The sequence below is a fragment of the Desulfobacter postgatei 2ac9 genome (assembly GCF_000233695.2).
Lineage (GTDB): Bacteria > Desulfobacterota > Desulfobacteria > Desulfobacterales > Desulfobacteraceae > Desulfobacter > Desulfobacter postgatei.
In genome coordinates, this window is the sequence record NZ_CM001488.1 from 190,080 (window position 1) to 208,178 (window position 18,099).

General features: G+C 47.6%; 13 protein-coding genes. 6 read left to right on the plus strand and 7 right to left on the minus strand.

Annotated features, from left to right (window positions below):
• Positions 1-92: 92 nt before the first annotated feature.
• Both DESPODRAFT_RS21390 and DESPODRAFT_RS21395 read left to right on the plus strand, forming a co-directional pair.
• A complete protein-coding gene (locus tag DESPODRAFT_RS21390; protein WP_052314648.1) occupies positions 93-668 on the plus strand; it encodes a transposase in 576 nt (191 codons plus the stop codon).
• A gap of 73 nt (positions 669-741) precedes the next feature.
• Positions 742-1,455: a transposase gene (locus DESPODRAFT_RS21395; protein ID WP_371905016.1), complete on the plus strand. Its 714-nt coding sequence runs from the start codon at positions 742-744 to the stop codon at positions 1,453-1,455.
• Between the two features lie 735 nt (positions 1,456-2,190).
• Here DESPODRAFT_RS21395 and DESPODRAFT_RS01060 read toward each other — a convergent pair.
• From DESPODRAFT_RS01060 to DESPODRAFT_RS01085, 6 genes are all read right to left on the minus strand, one after another.
• Positions 2,191-3,120 (minus strand): hypothetical protein, encoded by a 930-nt coding sequence (locus DESPODRAFT_RS01060; protein WP_245531980.1) that lies wholly within the window; start codon positions 3,118-3,120, stop codon positions 2,191-2,193.
• Positions 3,121-3,238: 118 nt separating this feature from the next.
• A complete protein-coding gene (locus DESPODRAFT_RS01065) occupies positions 3,239-5,101 on the minus strand; it encodes a bifunctional acetyl-CoA hydrolase/transferase family protein/GNAT family N-acetyltransferase (RefSeq protein ID WP_004070633.1) in 1,863 nt (620 codons plus the stop codon).
• Between the two features lie 40 nt (positions 5,102-5,141).
• A complete protein-coding gene (locus DESPODRAFT_RS01070; RefSeq protein ID WP_004070635.1) occupies positions 5,142-6,590 on the minus strand; it encodes a diadenylate cyclase in 1,449 nt (482 codons plus the stop codon).
• A 5-nt stretch (positions 6,591-6,595) separates the two neighbouring features.
• On the minus strand, positions 6,596-7,033 hold the full coding sequence (locus DESPODRAFT_RS01075) for a DUF2914 domain-containing protein (RefSeq protein ID WP_245531981.1): 438 nt from the start codon (positions 7,031-7,033) through the stop codon (positions 6,596-6,598).
• A gap of 99 nt (positions 7,034-7,132) precedes the next feature.
• Complete coding sequence (locus tag DESPODRAFT_RS01080; protein WP_004070638.1) at positions 7,133-7,360, minus strand: RNA-binding S4 domain-containing protein; 228 nt, start codon at positions 7,358-7,360, stop codon at positions 7,133-7,135.
• Entirely contained in the window at positions 7,353-9,230 is a 1,878-nt protein-coding gene (locus DESPODRAFT_RS01085; protein ID WP_004070640.1) for an acetate--CoA ligase family protein, read from the minus strand. Before DESPODRAFT_RS01085 ends, DESPODRAFT_RS01080 begins: the two co-directional genes overlap by 8 nt.
• Before the next feature lie 269 nt (positions 9,231-9,499).
• Between DESPODRAFT_RS01085 and DESPODRAFT_RS01090 the strand changes: the two genes are divergently transcribed.
• The 3 genes from DESPODRAFT_RS01090 to DESPODRAFT_RS01100 all read left to right on the plus strand — a co-directional run bounded on the left by DESPODRAFT_RS01090 (position 9,500) and on the right by DESPODRAFT_RS01100 (position 12,145).
• The gene (locus DESPODRAFT_RS01090) at positions 9,500-10,780 is read left to right on the plus strand and encodes a nickel pincer cofactor-dependent isomerase, group 22 (protein WP_004070642.1); all 1,281 of its coding nucleotides are present in this window, start codon (positions 9,500-9,502) and stop codon (positions 10,778-10,780) included.
• A 64-nt stretch (positions 10,781-10,844) separates the two neighbouring features.
• Positions 10,845-11,054 (plus strand): hypothetical protein, encoded by a 210-nt coding sequence (locus DESPODRAFT_RS01095; RefSeq protein WP_040015784.1) that lies wholly within the window; start codon positions 10,845-10,847, stop codon positions 11,052-11,054.
• Between the two features lie 47 nt (positions 11,055-11,101).
• On the plus strand, positions 11,102-12,145 hold the full coding sequence (locus DESPODRAFT_RS01100; RefSeq protein ID WP_004070644.1) for an FAD:protein FMN transferase: 1,044 nt from the start codon (positions 11,102-11,104) through the stop codon (positions 12,143-12,145).
• Positions 12,146-12,218: 73 nt separating this feature from the next.
• On the opposite strand, the gene DESPODRAFT_RS01105 is transcribed toward DESPODRAFT_RS01100, so the two are convergent.
• On the minus strand, positions 12,219-12,587 hold the full coding sequence (locus DESPODRAFT_RS01105; RefSeq protein ID WP_004070645.1) for a pyridoxamine 5'-phosphate oxidase family protein: 369 nt from the start codon (positions 12,585-12,587) through the stop codon (positions 12,219-12,221).
• Between the two features lie 661 nt (positions 12,588-13,248).
• Between DESPODRAFT_RS01105 and DESPODRAFT_RS01110 the strand changes: the two genes are divergently transcribed.
• On the plus strand, positions 13,249-18,090 hold the full coding sequence (locus DESPODRAFT_RS01110; RefSeq protein ID WP_371905017.1) for a response regulator: 4,842 nt from the start codon (positions 13,249-13,251) through the stop codon (positions 18,088-18,090).
• Positions 18,091-18,099 lie beyond the last annotated feature (9 nt).

Consider the following 18,099-nt stretch of genomic DNA (forward strand, 5'->3'; position numbering starts at 1 on the left):
AAGATTGCTTTTTTAATTATAACATATTGAAATTTTAATATAAAATTAATACAATGGCATTAAAAAAACATTCACTTCGGAGGTGAAGACCGATGCCGACCACTATCAATGTAAAACATGGAAATGAAAACCTTGTCAGTCAAAGCGGATTGCTCCCTGTAGGTGCATTGCTTAAGTCGATTAATTTTGCCCAGCGGTTCAAAAATTTACCGGATGTACATTGTGTTGATCCTAATATTTCTCATGGAGAGATCCTTTCGTCCATGTTGGGACTTATTTGTGTTGGTAAGCCAGACTATATCGCTATTGAAATTTTCAGGCAGGATCCATTTTTCTTTACACAATCTCTGGGAATCAGCAATTGTCCTTCTCAATCAACATTGCGTGAACGCATTGACCTGATCGGGGAATCTGCCAATGAACTTATCAAGGAGGCTTCAGTTGAAATGATTCGAGGCAAAGCACCCGCCATTTCACCGGTTCAGACGAGTGTCGGCAATTATATTCCCTTAGATCTGGACGTTAGCCCTTTTGACAATTCAAAAACGAAAAAAGAGGGAGTTTCCAGGACATACAAAGGCTGTGATGGCTATGCACCAATGTTCGGATATTTAGGAACTGAAGGATACTTAATCAATGTAGAGCTTAGAGAAGGCAGCCAGCATTAGTCAAAAAAACACCCCGGAATTCATTCAAGAAATATTAAAATTAACCAGGCAGATTACCCAGGAACCTCTTCTTATCCGTCTTGATTCAGGAAATGACAGTCAGGATAATTTTGAAGTAATAAAAACATGCGAAGGTGTTGATGTCTTGGTTAAGCGCAATTTACGTAAAGAATCTTTGGATGGTTGGCTTATCCTGGCCCAGAATACTGAAAGCGTTAGATTGATTCGCTGTGGACACAAAAGTGTGTGGGTCGGGCAAACAACTGTTGACCCAAAAGGGCGGGCATTGCCACGTCCGATTGTCTTCAAAGTGACTGAACGATATGAAGAAAAAGGGGAGCCCCTGCTTTTTCCCACAATTGAAGTCGAGACCTATTGGGTTACCATCGCCGGGCTGAGCCCCCAAGAGGTCATCAATTTATACCATGATCATGGAACCAGTGAACAATTTCATTCAGAAATCAAAAGTGATCTTGGGTTAGAACGCTTCCCCAGTTGCCGTTTTAGCAGCAACAGCCTGATTCTCCATCTTGCTCTTTTGGCGTATAACATTCTTAGAATCATAGGCCAAATTAGCCTTGAGGAGCAGGATGAGAACAATCTTCCGATCAACCGTAGAAAAAAAGTCTCACGAAGGAGGTTAAGAACAGTTATGCAGGATTTAATGTATATGGCTGGCCGTTTAATATATAGTGGTCGGCGGTGGAGCATTTCATTTGGTAAGATCAACCCGTTTGCCCAATTGGCTGAGAACGTATTGTACCGGTTACGTTGTTCTCCAGGATAAGCACATTATTGGGTAAAAAATCGGGATGGAGAAGTTATGCGCAGAGCGCTAATGGTGAACTGTGCCTATCTGGCGTGATTTGACCATGGGTAATCAAGTATAGTTCAGTAAAAAAATGGATTAGCTAAGATTGCTGGCCAATAAGTCATCAAATATGATCTTGGGTCAGGGTTTGCAGAGGCCAAGCCTCAGCAGATTTTTATGTATCAGAGCGCAAGGGTTGGCTAAGCAAATTTTATGCCGGGAATCCAGGGAATAGATAACGCAGCAAAAATAATAATAGAAATTAATGTCTTTTTCATTAATGCCCCAATGTTAAGGTTAAATATCCGTCATTTATATCGTATTCTTTCCCATCTGTAAAAGTTCCACAATTGTGGAACTTTTGTCCTCCAGGAGCATCTACGCCATAAAAATCAACTAAAGGCTTTGTTATTCTATGATTTAAGCCTATTGAAAGCCAACTTAATTGGACATTAACCTGCCCTAACCCGAAAAATCAACAGTCAATTTAATACCCTGTTAAATTTCATTTCCAAGAACGCATTGATTACATTTAATATATTATACTCCTGCCTCTGATTGAACCTTGAACAAGGCGAGTATTTTGTCTATTATGTGTCACCAAGAACATTGTGAATAAAGGCGTTGACTACTTCTGATATTGATAATGTCAGTTCAAATATTATTAAAGTATAAACAGATCCCGGATTAAATTATTCCGAGCCGCTAAACCTAAATAAAGGATTTCAAAGAATTATCAAAGGCTTTTTTCAGCATGTCCGCAATGGTCCGGTCAACTGCCTGAGCTGCCATTTCAAGAAGATTGGAAAAGGAGGGCTTAGATTTGTCCGCTCGCCCGTTATCCGTCTGACTCTCATCCACCAGGGCCTCATCCTCACCGGCCTGTGCCTGACTGGCTTCATTCGCTTTCTGGGTTTCCAGATAATGATCAAACAGGCTGCTTAAGGGTTCACGCGCCCGGGCCAGGGATTCCTCCTGCTGTTTTTCCAGAAGCTCGGAGAGCTGATCCATAAAAGAAGTTGCCAGATTACGAGCCATGCGCGTGGTTCCGCCATCATCTGTACCCGCAGTATCGGAATCCTCAAGATACGCTGCGGCCAGGTCCTGTCCCAGGGCACCTGTGGTGGCGGTCTGCTCTTGACTGTACATGGCATATCCGGACGTCACCGTGATATCGGCTTCATAGGAAGAAATTGAATCGTAATATCCCATGCGCATGGCCTCGGAAACCGCATCCATCATGTCTCCTTCCATCATCTCTCCGATAATGTTGTCCACACCGGTTATAATGGATTCAATATCCTCAAGTTCCTCTTCGTTCAAATCCCCTTCCACCGTAAATGAAAACGTTTCTCCGGTACTTAAGGTAATTTCCCGGACATTGTACGAGGCTGCAGCATAGCCGTCTTTATTGCTGATGATGCCCCGGCTGCTGTATTCATAGGCTTCAAGTTGGGAATCTTGGGTGCTGGAGAGGGTAACCACATCCCCCTCGCGTGTCTGGATAGTCAATCCCGCATCAAGGCTTGAATATGAATTTACATAAAGTTCGCTTGAACTTGAAGCACGACTGTTGTTTGACAATGCGGCCCGGTTATGCAGACCGTAGGCGTTAGCTTGCGACACGCTGTTCATCATCATTCTCCTGATTTAACGGTTTTAACGACTTTTTCTTTTCCTGATGATATCGGCAGCACTGGTAAAAACCTAAATTTTTTATGAATAACTATTGATACAGCCCGACAAACCGGTTTCAGCATCAACCGCTCAGGGATAGGGTAATATGGTAGACCCCGCCCTCCAACTTTGATTTCAACGGCAGGCCTGATTTCTCAAACACCTTGATCATGGGTCGGTTTTCGGGCAGAACCTCGGCATAGAGCGCTTCAAGTTTGCGTTTTTTCCCCTCCTGGACCAACAATGACATTAAATAGGACCCCACCCCTGCACCCTGGTAGTTTTCATCTATCAAAAAAGCCACTTCACCGGCTTTGCCGTCATCGCTGCCAACCAGTCGTGCCTCGGCAACAATCCGATTTTCGCCCTTTTTTCCACCAAATCCCACCACGGAGAACTCTTTGGTATAATCCACATTGACATACGCCTGCATTTTGTCGTGACCCATGGTTTTTACGGAATAAAAGAAGCGATAAAATACCGTTTCATTTGAACAGCGGTAGAAAAACCGGCGCATGGATTCTTCATACGAAGGCTTCATGGCCCGAAACCGGACTGTTTTATCACCCTTGAAGGTTTTGGTATGGGCAATATATGCCGGATACAGATGGCCGGAACGGCTGACAAAAATCTGGTTGGAATAGAGGATTTTTTTTTCCCGGGCCTTTTTAATCAAATCCTCTCTATCGTCGGGATGGGCCACATCAATGATGGCCTGGGCCCGTTCCCGCAAGGGACGCCATTTGAGCATGGCCACCCCGTATTCCGTGGCCAGCACATGAATCGATTCACGCAACCGCAACTGATTGACATATTTCTCTATACTGAACAGGATATTGGACTCGCCGTTTTCATTACGGCTGGGCATACCGACGATGGTGTTGCCATCCTTGGAGGCTTCTGCGGCCTTGTAAAAATCAATCCCTTCACCAGGGCCTGAAATCACGGCGCCTCTTAAGGGAAAGGCAACCCTGCCCTGGAGATCGGCTTTGCGGCCTTCATATATGGCGACAAACTGGGGGTTGCGGGCAATGAGCTGGGAGTTGCACACCCAGTCAATACCCTGGAACTCCACCAGAGGATTTTTATGCAGCCATTTCATCAATTTTTTGGTGCCAAGGGCATAGGATGCCAAAGATTTGCCCCTGAACAGAAATTTTCGATTATTGGTGACAGCCCCGGAATTGACAAGCTCTGCGGCTGCATCGGTAAAATAAAGGGAATGAATGCCAAGATCTTTTTTATCTGACAAATAAGGCACCAGCGCTTCGAACAAGGGTCCAAGGGAATAGTTGATGCAGTCACCATCCCGAATTTCATTGGCCACATTGGCAGCCACCTTTTTCATAACATCGGTAACCGGTTCAGGAGTATAGGTGATCGGCTCCCGGTCCGCGCGTACCAGAAGATCAAACTCTTCTATGGAGACAAAGGTATCCCCATAGGTAAAGGGCATTGCCTCATTCACCTCACCCACCACAAGGCTTGCCTTGTACATGGCTTCTTTTGCCACATCCACGGCAAGACCCAGACTGCAGTATCCGGCATCATTGGGCGGGGTGATCTGTATAAATGCCACATCCACATTGATTCTGCCGGATCTGATGATTTCCGGAATCTCAGAGGAATAGGCAGGGATAAGATCCACCTGGCCGGTGGAAATGGTATCCCAGGCCACATATCCCCCTGAAAAAAATGTTTTCAACCGGTAGTTGGGGGCATTAAGGCGATCAATGGACAAAATGGTCTCCCCCAGCACAGCCAGCTGCATCAACTCAAGATCCCTGATATTATGTTTGTCCACATCAAGCAATGTACGGATCAGCCGTCGTGGCGTAGCCGGCCCTGTGCCGATGAACACGGTCATTCCGGGCCGGATATGATTTAAAACCTTATCCGGGGGCACAAGACGACTCTCCCAATTGCTCAGGTTTTTCTCCGACATAACTCCCTCCCTGTAGTGGAATGCATATTAGATAATTTTATCAGTTTTGGGTGTCCTCATGATTCTTCCTTTCTGAGATGGTATATCGAACCTGTACCTTTTCATGCTTCTCATCCGGCCGCAGGGTGGCAGGGCTCATGACCAATCCCACATTAATAACGCCAGAGGTTGTTAACTCTGTCAGAGGAATTTTCTCGGTAAACACGGTGCTTACGTTGTCCAGGGCAATCTCGCCGCCTGTGATTTTGACCGTTTCAGGGATAACGCGGATACTGGTCATGATAACGCCGTCCGGCAATTTTCCTGAAAAGTCTGCTTGTACCGGTACCTGTTTTTCCGCCATGGTGTCCAGGGTCACTTCCACCTGATCCGGTTCAATGTTTTTCAGGCGGATACCCGGTGGCAACTGGACATTCTGCCGGGTAATGGTCAGTTTGTTTTTTCCCACAACGGTTCCGTTAAGGGATATCTTGATACTCATCCGATCCAAAGTCAAGGAGTTGACCAAAGGCCGTGCACCGCTGATCAGAAGCCTGGACCTGGAAGCGGATGCATCAATAATGTTCATTTTTTTGTCAGGCTTCATGAACTCAATGGGAACATCATAGTTGGCCAATGTCTCCATGCCTCTTGAAAAGCTCAGCCACAGACCTGTGGTACATAAAAAACAGACCATGGCAGCAACAAGCAGTTCCCGGTTCTGCCTGCGCATTCCCTTTACCGGTTCAGGCCCGCCGGTATATTGTTTTATTAGCGATTCAATCTTGTTAGGGTCCCTGATTTCATGAATCTGATTGTCTTGTACAAGGGATACTTTTCCACGTTCCTCAGACACAACAATCACCAGGGCATCGCATTGCTCAGTAAGCCCCAGAGCCGCCCTGTGCCGGGTGCCGTATTTGGAGGCCAGATTTCGATTCTGGGACAAGGGCAAAATTGTCCCGGCCCGGGTAATCCTTCCCCTCTGGATGACGGCAGCACCGTCATGAAGCGGCGCACCGGGCCAAAAAATATTAACCAGCATTTCCCTGGAAAGTGATGCATTAATATCCACCCCGGAGGAAATTATGCTGTCCACCCCTGTTTTAAGCGGCATCACGATCAATGCCCCGATTTTCGATCGGGCCAGTTCCACCACAGCATCCGTAATGATGCGCACCGGCGTATTGATCTGGGCCCTTGGAACTTCCCATAGAAAAAATTTGAGGCTGCGTGTTCTGACCACCCCTGATATTTCATTTCTAAATACAATGATGATGATAAACGTCGCCACGGTGATCACGCCCTGCAGGACCCAGTTGGTAATGATCAGCCCCATGGCGTTGGCGCTACGACCGATGACCCACATCGCCACCACAGCCATAAGAACACGCAGGACATTGGTCCCCCGGAACAGTACATACAAACGAAACAGAATATATGCGTTAAATACAATATCCAGCACATCCTGCCAGCGCCATCCGGAAAATAATAAAATCAGTTGTTCCATGGGTATCAATCAGACATGCTGAATCTTAAGGTTTTTAGAATATTATTGGCTTCATCCCGAATTTCGACCCGCCAGGGCCCCTTATCTGCAGCACGCATCTGAACCCTTGAAAAAGAGGACCATTTGGGTACGGAAAGAACAAGAGGTATGGAAAAAATAAGCTTATCGTTTTTATACCAGTTATGAAAAATCGCTGTCTTTTCATACACCGGATCAAATTCGGAAAAACAGAAAACCTCTCCCTGGGAAACGGAAAATACAACGGCCGGATTCACCGGCCTGAAATTGGATATGCGTTCACACACAACGGCATCGGCCAAAACCACACGGGGCTGGTCTGCCAGGCCGACACCGGGCGCTATAAACAAAAACCCCACCAGTCCGCAAACAAGGAGAAGTCGGGAAAGCAAAAAAGAAGACTTTTTTGCATTGAAATCTGGCATATTACGCTCTTTTGTGATCATACACGCTACGCTTTCATAAGATTTAAACATAGTTGAAACTATATACCGGTTGGAGAGAAAAAAAAAGTTGGGGTTCATTTAGACAGGAGCCATTTTCATTTCAAGACAACTGTCATAAATTTCTATAACATCGCCGGGAAAAATCTTTTTCCTTTTTCGTGTTTCAACCCGCCCGTTTACCCGGACTAGCCCGTCGGCAATCATATACTTGGCCTCGCCCCCGCTGGACGCAAAATTTTCAAACTTGAGCACCTTATACAATTCCACAGGTGCATGGGTAATATAAACGATTCTGTTCTCAGTCATGGATTACACCTTCTTCTTTTGACATACGGACGGCATTGGCGCGCAACCGGCCCTGAATATAAAGGGAGAGGGCCGCCACAGCACCATCGCAGACTTTGAAAACAGGAATGCAGCCTGCAATCAGGGCGTCACGCAAAGGGTCGTAAAGCCTGCCGCCGTCCACCACAGCCACAATGGGGGTTTCACTGGTATTATTCAGATGTGTGAGCCGATGGAGAATCGCACCTTTATGGTGCATGCAAAACCGGTCTTCCGGGTCGGTGTCCAATGTCTTCATGGCCGGAGACATGGGATCCACACTGAGAATTACAGCATCAACGCCGGGGTCCCGGCAAAGAATTTCGGCAATGTCGCCGTGAACCTGGTCATCGGCCGCCGGACTGATATCAAGGGGGTTGGATATCGTGACCAGACGGTCCAGCCCCTTGGCAGCCAGCACAGACCGCACGTCAGTTACTGTTTTATTGCCGAATCGGGCAAACTCCATGGTAAAATCATCGCTTTGGATGGAATCAGCCATTCCCACGGCTTCAAACCCGGCACCGCTGACGGCAGCCAGGCGGTTGCCATGGATAATTTTGGTATTTAAGGTTTCGGCCAGAAGCATAAGCGCCTGAAATTCATTGAAGGTTCTGGCAACAATGGCTCCGGGCTGGGAAACACAGCTTTCGCAGACCATATAGTCCCCGGCGATGGAGGCGGTATGGCTGGAGGTGGCGGCTTTACCTTCCGGGGTCCGGCTGGCCTTATAAAACACCACGCAACATGACCTGGGGCAGGATCCGTTCTTGGGCAATTTTTCTTTAGGAATAAACCAGGTATCAAAATTTCCGGGCAAAGAAATCACCCCCATGCAATTGGCACCGATAAACACCGGACCGCCATCGGTATCCGGACGGATGCGGGCTGCACAGATCGCCTCCACGACCTGTTCGGCCCTATCCCGGCTGTCAGGGGTCTCCCCTAAGCCTCCGGCAATAAGCATAACGGCATGGGCAGCATCCTTTTCTATGATATCCTCGACCAGGTCAGGGACCTGATCGGCCCCCACAGCCACAATAAAGAGATCAAGCGCATCTATAATAAAAACAGCTTCCGGGTTTTCACGGCAATAGGTATTACCGATACGGATAAAAGACTCAAAACACTCCGCCAATTGCTCATCCGTAACAATACGGCGCTGTCCACGGGTTAAACCGGCAAGTTTTCTGTATGAAATGGTCTTGCGATACAACCGGAAAAAACGCTCCCCTGTGCACATGGCCGGGGAGACCGCCACAATGGCCTGGCCTTTCCTGAATCGCTTGGCATATAACGCCGTGTCCGTACCGCCCAATCCGGCAGATAATATGGTGCCGAATTCCCGGGTGTGACGCAGTCCAACAATGAGTTCATTGCCAAAGGCTGCAGAATCCGGGGGCATATACTGCACCTGGAGTACGCCTTTAACATCCCGGGAAACTGCAGCTGTCAGGGCGTCACCGGTCAGACCTTGATAATGCACAGGCAGGCCTTCCTGGGTACGGGCCAAGCCGGCTGCATAGCTTTCCGGCACCTCGTAGAACATCCGGCGCACGGCGGAACGGATCTTATCGGGTTCATTGTCCACCACCCGGACCCCGCCCACTTCTGTTTTATGGACGATATAGGGAGAGACTATTTTCAACACGATTTTCTTCCCCGGTATGGCCACAAGCTCATCATCCGCAATTCGAGTTCCGCGCTTGATCAGACGGGTCCGGGGAAACGTTTCTGACCCGGACTTCGCCAAAAGCTCGTATACTTCGGATTCAAAAAGAAAATCCCGGCCCTGCCCCCAGGCGTTGGAAAAAATTTGTTCAATGGAATCAAAATCAATATCCAACTGCATGTTGATCCTCAGTCATCTTGTTAATTCTATTGACGGGGGAATCACCCCTTTTGACGCAGACAAGGCATCATTCATTAATTGTTGCCTGCCGTGCAAGCAATCATATACCGTACCGTGACAAGGTGTATAGAGATAAGACAAAAAAAATATCCCGGCATGGCCAAAGAATATAGAGTCTGATATATCAGAGTCAGGTCGCCTGATTTCCAGGCTCCAATTCAAAGCGGCTGCAAAAATTATTTTGGAAGGTCGGTTAAAAAAGTCAAAAAATGCGATACCCAGAATATCTTGAAAAAAAATTTAATTTCCCCGGATTTTACCGGGTAAAACTGGCTTTGCCGTCCATGGCACTGCCGGACCCCGCAAACGACCTGAAAGCACAACTGGCAAAGGCACTGGATCAGTCAGCCATTGAACCCGGACAGACCGTGGCCGTTGGCGTGGGCAGCCGGGGCATTAACAAAATTGCGGATCTTGTGTCGCAAATCTGCCGGAGCATCAAAGAAAAAGGGGCCCACCCTGTCATCATTCCCGCCATGGGAAGCCACGGCAGCGCCACGCCCGAAGGCCAGGAAAAGACCCTGGCAAAATTAGGCGTTACAAGTAAAATATGCCAGGCAACAATTGCCTCACAAATGGATGCAGTTAAAGTCGGAACCGTGTTTGATGACGTGCCTGTCTATTTTTCAAAAAAGGCCATGGAAGCCGACCACAGCATCTGCATAAACCGCATCAAGCCCCATACCAAATTTAAAGGTGATGTGGAAAGCGGGCTTTACAAAATGCTGGTAGTGGGCATGGGTAAACACACGGGCGCCTTGACCTATCATAATTTTGCCCTGAAATACGGATTTCACACGCTTCTCAAAGCCATGGGCGATACCATTATTGAACAAACCAACCTTTGCTTGGGCATCGGTGTGGTGGAGGACGCTTATGATCAGGTTATGAAAATTGACGTGATACCGGCGGCCAAAATCAGCACCAGGGAACCGGACCTTTTAACCCTGGCCAAATCCCATTTCCCCAGCCTGCCGTATAGAAATCTGGATCTGCTGGTGGTCCGGCAAATCGGCAAGGAGATCAGCGGGTCAGGCATGGACCCCAATGTCACGGGCAGGACCTGTGATTTAATGGAAGATGATTTTTCCCAAAGCCTTGATGTCAAACGGCTGGTGATCCTGGATCTGTCCGCAAACACGGCAGGCAATGCGATCGGCCTGGGCAATGCAGACATCATTACCGAAAAAGTCTTTGCAGGCATGAATTACCAGGCCACGCTCATGAATGCCCTGACCGCCATGTCTCTTAAAAAAGCATCCATTCCGGTCCGGCTGCCCAATGAGGAAAAGGCCGTTCAGGCAGGGTTTCAAACCATTGGTCCGGTGCCCCCTGAAAAGGTCCGGGCGGTGATTATCAGGGACACCATGCACACGACGGATTTGCTTGTGAGTGAAGGACTGGCCCGTGAAACCCAAAAACTATCCTGCCTTAAGGAGATGACTCCCTGCCGGATCTCATTCTCCTCATCCGGAGATCTTATAATTTAAGGATAAAAACAGAATTAAGGCCCGGTCTCCGGGAGCTGAGAACATAATCAACGCTGTTGCAGACGTGGATCAGCTGCTTGACGACATACAGGCATTGAAAGAGGAGATTTTAAAGCGGATTGAGGCCATTGCAAAAGGCGAGACTGAAATCGCCCAAAACCTGTTCGATCAATTTTGCAAACAAAAGTACAACCGGCACACGGCGTTCAAACGGGAAGTCCGATCGGTGATTGCCGGTTCAAGACTTTTAAAAACACTTAATCCGGTATTTTAGGACCGGACTGTCCGAATAAAACAAACAAAACCAGGAGAATAATATCCATGCCTGAAACCAAGTATATGACAACATTTATATTTGCACTGATGCTGCTCATGGGAACAACACTGTTTTTACCTGCCCGGTCTTTGGCAACCCAGGAGTATGTGTTTACCGGCCAGACAATGGGCACCACCTATTCCATCAAGCTTATTTCCGCAAAACCGCTGTCGAAAAGCTTATGGCAGGAAAAAATTGATCTTCGCCTAAAACAGGTCAATGCCTGTTTATCCATGTACCAAAAAGAGAGCGAACTGTCCCGGTTCAATGCCGCGCCAGAGGATCAAATTTTCAGGGTATCGGCAGATTTCTACCAGGTTCTTGAGCAGTGCAGTCGCCTGCATACTTTGACATCCGGGGCCTGGGACGGCACGGTCAAACCTCTGGTGGACCTGTGGGGATTCGGCACAAAAGGGCGGCGGGACAAGCCGCCGAAACCGGCGGAGATTAAAACAGCACTTAAAAGTATTGGCTTTAACAAGCTTAAAATCGGGGATCATAACCTGACCAAGACAATGCCCGGCATAACACTGGATTTAGGTTCCATAGCCAAAGGGTATGGCGTGGATGAAATTGCCCGCCTGATCAGGGAAGGCGGAATCGATAACTATCTTGTGGAAATCGGCGGGGAGCTGGCCGCCGCAGGAGAAAATAAGCATCGCACGGCGTGGATTGTGGGCATAACAAATCCCGAAAAAGGGTTTTTGAATTCAGGTCTGTATAAAGAAATACGCCTGGATAACAAAGCCATTGCCACCAGTGGCAATTACAGAAACTATTTTGAAAAAAACGGGCACACATACTCCCACATTATCAGCCCGAAAACCGGTTATCCGGTTGAAAACGGTGTGGTATCGGCATCGGTTATTTCCGATACCTGCACCTGGGCTGATGGTCTTGCCACAGCACTTATGGTCATGGATGTCCATCAGGCTCTGGCCCTTATCAACAGCCTTGAAAACACCGAATGCCTTATCATCCGCCAGGAGGGAAGAAAAAGAACGGCATTGCGGTCATCCGGATTCAAGTTTATAAATAAGTCCGGGTAAGTTACTCAAATTTTTCAAGCTTTATGGAATTTCTTTAACATCCCGAAATTGATCTTAATTTTAAGCAGGGATCCTAATTATCACCAACCAGAGGCCTTTCACTATTAAATTCAAAGAATACAAGAAATTTATCCTCATCGGGATTTGAATCTTTTTTCCTGCGTTTTAGAGAAGCGATCCTCTCTGAATTTTTCTCTTCTTTGACTTTAGTCAAATAGATTCTCTTCCCCTTATAGCCCGGCCCCTCTTCTATAAACAGATAGACTGCATGGGGGTTGGATTCAAGATTTTTGTGCGTTAAGCGATCCCGCATTATAAATGCAATCTTATCCTCCAAAAAAAGAGGCCGTGAATAAATAGCCGCATCGACATTACCATTGCTGTCCGCAGTCGATAAAATACCTGTTCCGTCCGTACTCTCAAAATAAGATTTAAGTTCCATTTTTAAGCTTCCTTTTTTTATCTATCTCTTGTTGTAACGCCAATTTTAGCCCAGCATCTCCATAGAAATAATTTCCGGGGGATTGAGCAACCCATGTACCCAAATCTCAGCCCAACAGGGAAAGCGGCATTGCCAGGGCATCCCCAAATAAACAGGCCGTACATTGCGCCTGCTGCACGATCCATATATGTTAATTGCGTCGTCATATGATTATCGATTTGTTTCAATTGCTAAATGACCTTCATAAATTCCCCAAAAATCCATATCCCAAGAACTATCAAGGCGGACGCATAAGAATTATCGACGCCAACATCCAGCGTAGATACTGATAATATATGTATCATAAAGGCGTGCCAAAAAAAAGCGTTCAGTAACAGGATTAAGATTGGTGCTATATGTGTGACGCCCAAATTTAATATCATGCGGATCCACGAAAAATAACGGCAAAAGATCTTGCTCAGTTCCCCGATGATGAGATTAAAACCCCCATTCTCTTGTCTTGCAATTCTAAACCGTTAAATGTATTCTGATTTTCTGATTTTATATGTAAAGCGGTTATTTTTAATGTTCTAATTTAATGGTGTAACTAAACGGTACGATTTTTTATTGCATGCAATTCCGGTTGCCTCACCCATTTTATGGATTTTTCATTGCCTGTTGTGTGTTGTGTTTGGCCGTTCTTGCCGGGGATGCCGCAGCCTATGAGATGGGCACTGCGCCGTCATACACCACAGAACGGGTATTAATACTGCATTCTTACCACAAAGGATTCTCCTGGACCGACAATATCGAAGCAGGTATAAGAACGGCGCTGGAAGGCGAGTCCGTTGAATTTTTCATTGAGTATCTGGACAGCAAGCGTCAGCCGCTCGAAGCGGCAGGATCTCACATTCTTGAATATCTGAACTGGAAATATAAAACCCTTCCCATTGATCTGCTGATCCTTTCCGATAACAATGCCCTCACTTTCCTTCAAAGTTACAAGAAGAATCTTTTTCCTGACGTTCCGATTGTTTTCTGCGGCATCAATAATTTTCAACCAACCCTCCTTGAAGGATTTGAGCATCGCATCACCGGCGTGGTGGAAAAAACCGATCCCGTCAGGACCCTCCAACTGATTCGCCTGCTCCAGCCAAAAGCGGAAAAACTTTACCTCATTACCGGAACAACACCCACCGGTGAAGCTGTTGCAAAAGAAGTGGACGCGGCTTTGACGGCCGACAGCTTTGGATTTACGCCGGTGTGGCTTCGGGGATTGTCCACGGTTGAACTTGAGCAAAATCTGTCCGCGGTATCGCCGAACGATGCCGTTTTTCTGGTGCTCTTCAACCGGGATAAAGATGGTGTATACTATAACTATGAGACGGCGGCAGAGCTGGTCGATCGCGCCACGTTTGCCCCGGTATACGGCATGTGGGATTTTTACCTGGGCCACGGCATTGTCGGCGGGATGCTGGCCAGTTCCCGGGATCAGGGACTAAGAGCCGGCGCACTGGCCTTGAAGATTCTGCAGCAAAAAAACATTCCTCCTGTGATCACAGACAGTCCCAATGCCCCTATTTTCCTATGGGACAAACTTCGTTCCCATGGTTTAAATCCCGATCTGCTGCCACAGGATACCCAAATCCGCAACCGTCCGGATTCAAAAACATGGGCCGTTGCCATTGCCGCCGGGCTGGGGATGCTGCTTTTTGCAGTGGCGGGATACAACCTGATCAGACTCTTTTCAAAGACCGACCGTTCTTTCTCCCGGTCTATGCCTGACGTATTTCGCAGCAATGTGCGCCAGGCGCTTATTCTTCTGAGCGTTGTTTTGGTGACGGGTCTGGCTGTTCAATCCTGGTTTGCTGCTAAAAATGAGATGGCGCAGATACGGCACAGCATTTTTAATGAGAGAAAAGATCTGATCCGGACCATGGTCAATCGGGCCGTGGATTATATCAATTATGAACGTTACCGCCTGGGCCGGAAAGGTGCCTCAATCCAAGACATTAAAAACCAAATACTTAAAGGTCTGGAAACTTACGTTTATGCCCACGGGGAGGGGTATCTTTTTGTTTTCACTGATCAGGGGGTTGTACTGCTTAATCGAATCCAGCCTGAACTGGTCGGCAAAAACCTCTTGGACATCACTGATCCCAACGGTATAAAAATCGCACAAAGCTTGATTGACGCAGCCGGTAAAGCCGGCGGCGGATTTGTTCAATATAAATGGAACAAGCCCAGTCTTGGGCGCGGGGTGCCGAAAATTTCGTTTGCACGGAAAATGAATGACTGGGGCTGGGTGATTGGAAGCGGCCTTTACCTGGATGATATTGAAAAAAACAGTCAGTTTTTTGCAAAACAGCAGCGCAACGAATTTATTGTGGAACTTTTAATTATTTTCAGCCTGACATTAAGCGTGATTTTCCTTTTAAGACTGGTCTCCCGCCGTTTGACCGCAAGTATTGATAAAGAGCTTTTTCTGCTTCAGAAAGCCATTTCAGATCATGATGTTAATGCTGCTGATTATACCTTTCATGAATTTCAAGCCATCGCAGCGATGGCGGATGACAGTTTCAAAGAGCTGGCCCGGACCCAGGCATCCCTGATGGAGACAGAATCTCGGCAACGGGAAATTCTTGAACATCTGGATGCCGGCGTGGTTATCATCAGCCGGGCGGATCATCTGATCTGTTATGTCAATCCGACAGCCGCAAAACTCATCGGTACGGATCCCGATAGGATCATCGGCAATGAATGCATGAAATATATCTGTCCAACGGAAAAAGGAGCCTGCCCCATCACGGACCTTGGGCAGATGATGGACAACAGCCCACGGATGCTTTTAAATACAGCCGGTCGTCAAATTCCCATTATGAAAACCGTCCGGCCTTTTACCTATAACGGACAGCCGGCTCTTCTGGAAACCTTTGTGGATATCACAGAGCAGCAGAGGGCTGAAGATGCCCTTCGCCGGGAGCGTGAACGCCTGGCCAACGTAATTACGGGAACGGATGTCGGAACCTGGGAATGGAATGTTCAGACCGGTGAAACAGTATTTAATGAGCGATGGGCCCAGATCTGCGGTTACAGCCTTGGGGAGCTGTCGCCGGTTTCGATTGACACGTGGACGCATCTGGCGCACCCGGATGATTTAAAAAAGGTAGAAATCCTTTTAGATCGGCATTTCTCAGGAGAACTGGACCGTTACGATGCTGAATGCAGGATGAGGCACAAAAACGGACACTGGGTCTGGGTGCAGGATAAAGGCAGGGTGATTTCCATAACCCATGATGGTAAACCACTCATGATGTTTGGTACCCATACGGATATCACCGAACGCAAACAGGACCAGGAGAGGCTGCAGCGGTCTTTAGTGGAAACTGAGCAGGCCAACAAGGCGCTTAAAAAAGCCAGAAACAAATTAATAACCGTTAACGAACATCTGAAAAACCAGACAGCCCTGGCAAAACGGATGGCGGCCGGAGCTGAGATGGCAACCCGGGCAAAGAGTGAGTTCCTGGCCAATATGAGTCATGAAATTCGGACGCCCATGAACGGTATCATCGGTATGACAGGGCTGCTGCTGGATACGGATCTCTCCGATGAACAACGCCTTTTCACCGGCAATGTCAAGGCAAGTGCCGACGCTCTTTTGACCTTGATCAACGATATTCTGGATTTTTCAAAAATTGAGGCCGGCAAACTGGATATGGAAATTCTGGATTTTGAATTGCGCCCCTTTCTGGATGATTTTGCCCATATGATGGCCCTGAAAGCCCATGAAAAAGATCTGGAGTTGATCTGCGAGGTATCGCCCGAGGTTCCGGGACAGCTTCAGGGCGATCCTGGCCGCCTTCGGCAAATCCTGACGAATCTGACTGATAATGCCATTAAGTTTACCAACGCCGGTGAGGTGGTGATACAGGCGCACCTCAAGCATCAAACCAAAGAAGAGGTCCTCATTTACTTTTCCGTAAAGGATACCGGTGTGGGTATAGCCCCGGAAAAACAGGGTCATCTGTTTGAACAGTTTACCCAGGTGGATGCTTCCATTACACGCAAATACGGCGGCACAGGGCTGGGTCTTGCCATATCTAAAAAACTGGCCCAACTGATGGGCGGAGATATCGGCGTTATTTCACCGGTTCCCGAAATCAACAAATTGGCAAGCCGTCCATCGGACAGCCTCCATTCAGGCTGCCTGTTCTGGTTTACGGCCCAATTTAAACAGCCGCCGTCATCTGCTGAAACCGGCCATGAGCAGAAAATCATGCCGGATCCATTAAAAAATGTCCGTATTTTAATTGTTGATGATAACCGAACCAACCGGGAAACATTAGTAAGACAATTGGTCGGCATGGGGGCAAAGGTATCTGAAGCGGCAGATGGTAAAGCCGCCTTGGAAAAAATAAAGCGCACGGCACAGGAAAATAGACTCTATGACCTTGCGATACTGGATATACAGATGCCCGGCATGACCGGGGACAAGCTTGGCCTGGCCATCAAAAAAGAGGCGTTCGGGGCAGACATCAAACTGGTGTTGATGCTCTCCATAGGCCGGCGTGGGGATGCGCGTTATTTTCAATCCATCGGTTTTTCAGGATACCTTACCAAACCGGTGCGTTACTCGGAACTTTCAGACACGCTGGCCTCTGTTCTCTCCGGCGGACAGGCCGGCAAGGAAGAAAATGCCCGCATTCGGCATTTAAATGGTGAAATCAAACAGCCCCATGTGAGGATTCTTCTGGCAGAAGACAATATCACAAACCAGATCGTTGCAAAGGGCATTCTGGAAAAATTCGGTTACTCTGTGGATGCCGTGGCAAACGGTATTGAGGCGATCCGCGCCCTTGAAAAAATACCGTATGACATGGTATTGATGGATCTGCAGATGTCCGAACTGGATGGCCTTAAGGCCACCCGGATGATCCGCAATACAGCATCCAACGTTATTAACCCGAATATCCCGGTGGTCGCCATGACGGCCAATGCCATGGCCGGTGACCGGGAAAAATGCCTGAATGCAGGCATGAATGATTATATCAGCAAACCTGTAGATCCAATTATCCTGGCTGAAAAGATCGAAAAGTGGATTAATCGTATCCAGCCGCGTAATCCGGAACGCTCCACCGTGGTTCAGAAAAAAGATAAGAAACATGGGACGGAGACCTTTAATCCGGAGGCGCTGAGAGCCAATCTCATGGAAGACAAGCAGCTTATTGCAGCCACCATCCGTACCTTCCTTGATGACATGCCGGGGCAAATCGAGATTCTTTCTCAATTAATCAAACAAGGGCAGGCGCAAAAAGGTGGCGTCCAGGCCCATAAAATAAAGGGTGCATCCGGTTATGTGGCGGCGGATGCTTTTCAGAAAACCGCCTTCAAAATGGAAGTGGCGGGCAAAGCCGGGGATCTAAGAGAAGTTGAACAGCTTTTGCCGGAAATAAGTGAGCAGTTTTCCAGACTTAAGAGTGATCTGGAAGATTATGCGGCCCGTCTTACAGTATTGGATCATTGATATGAATGG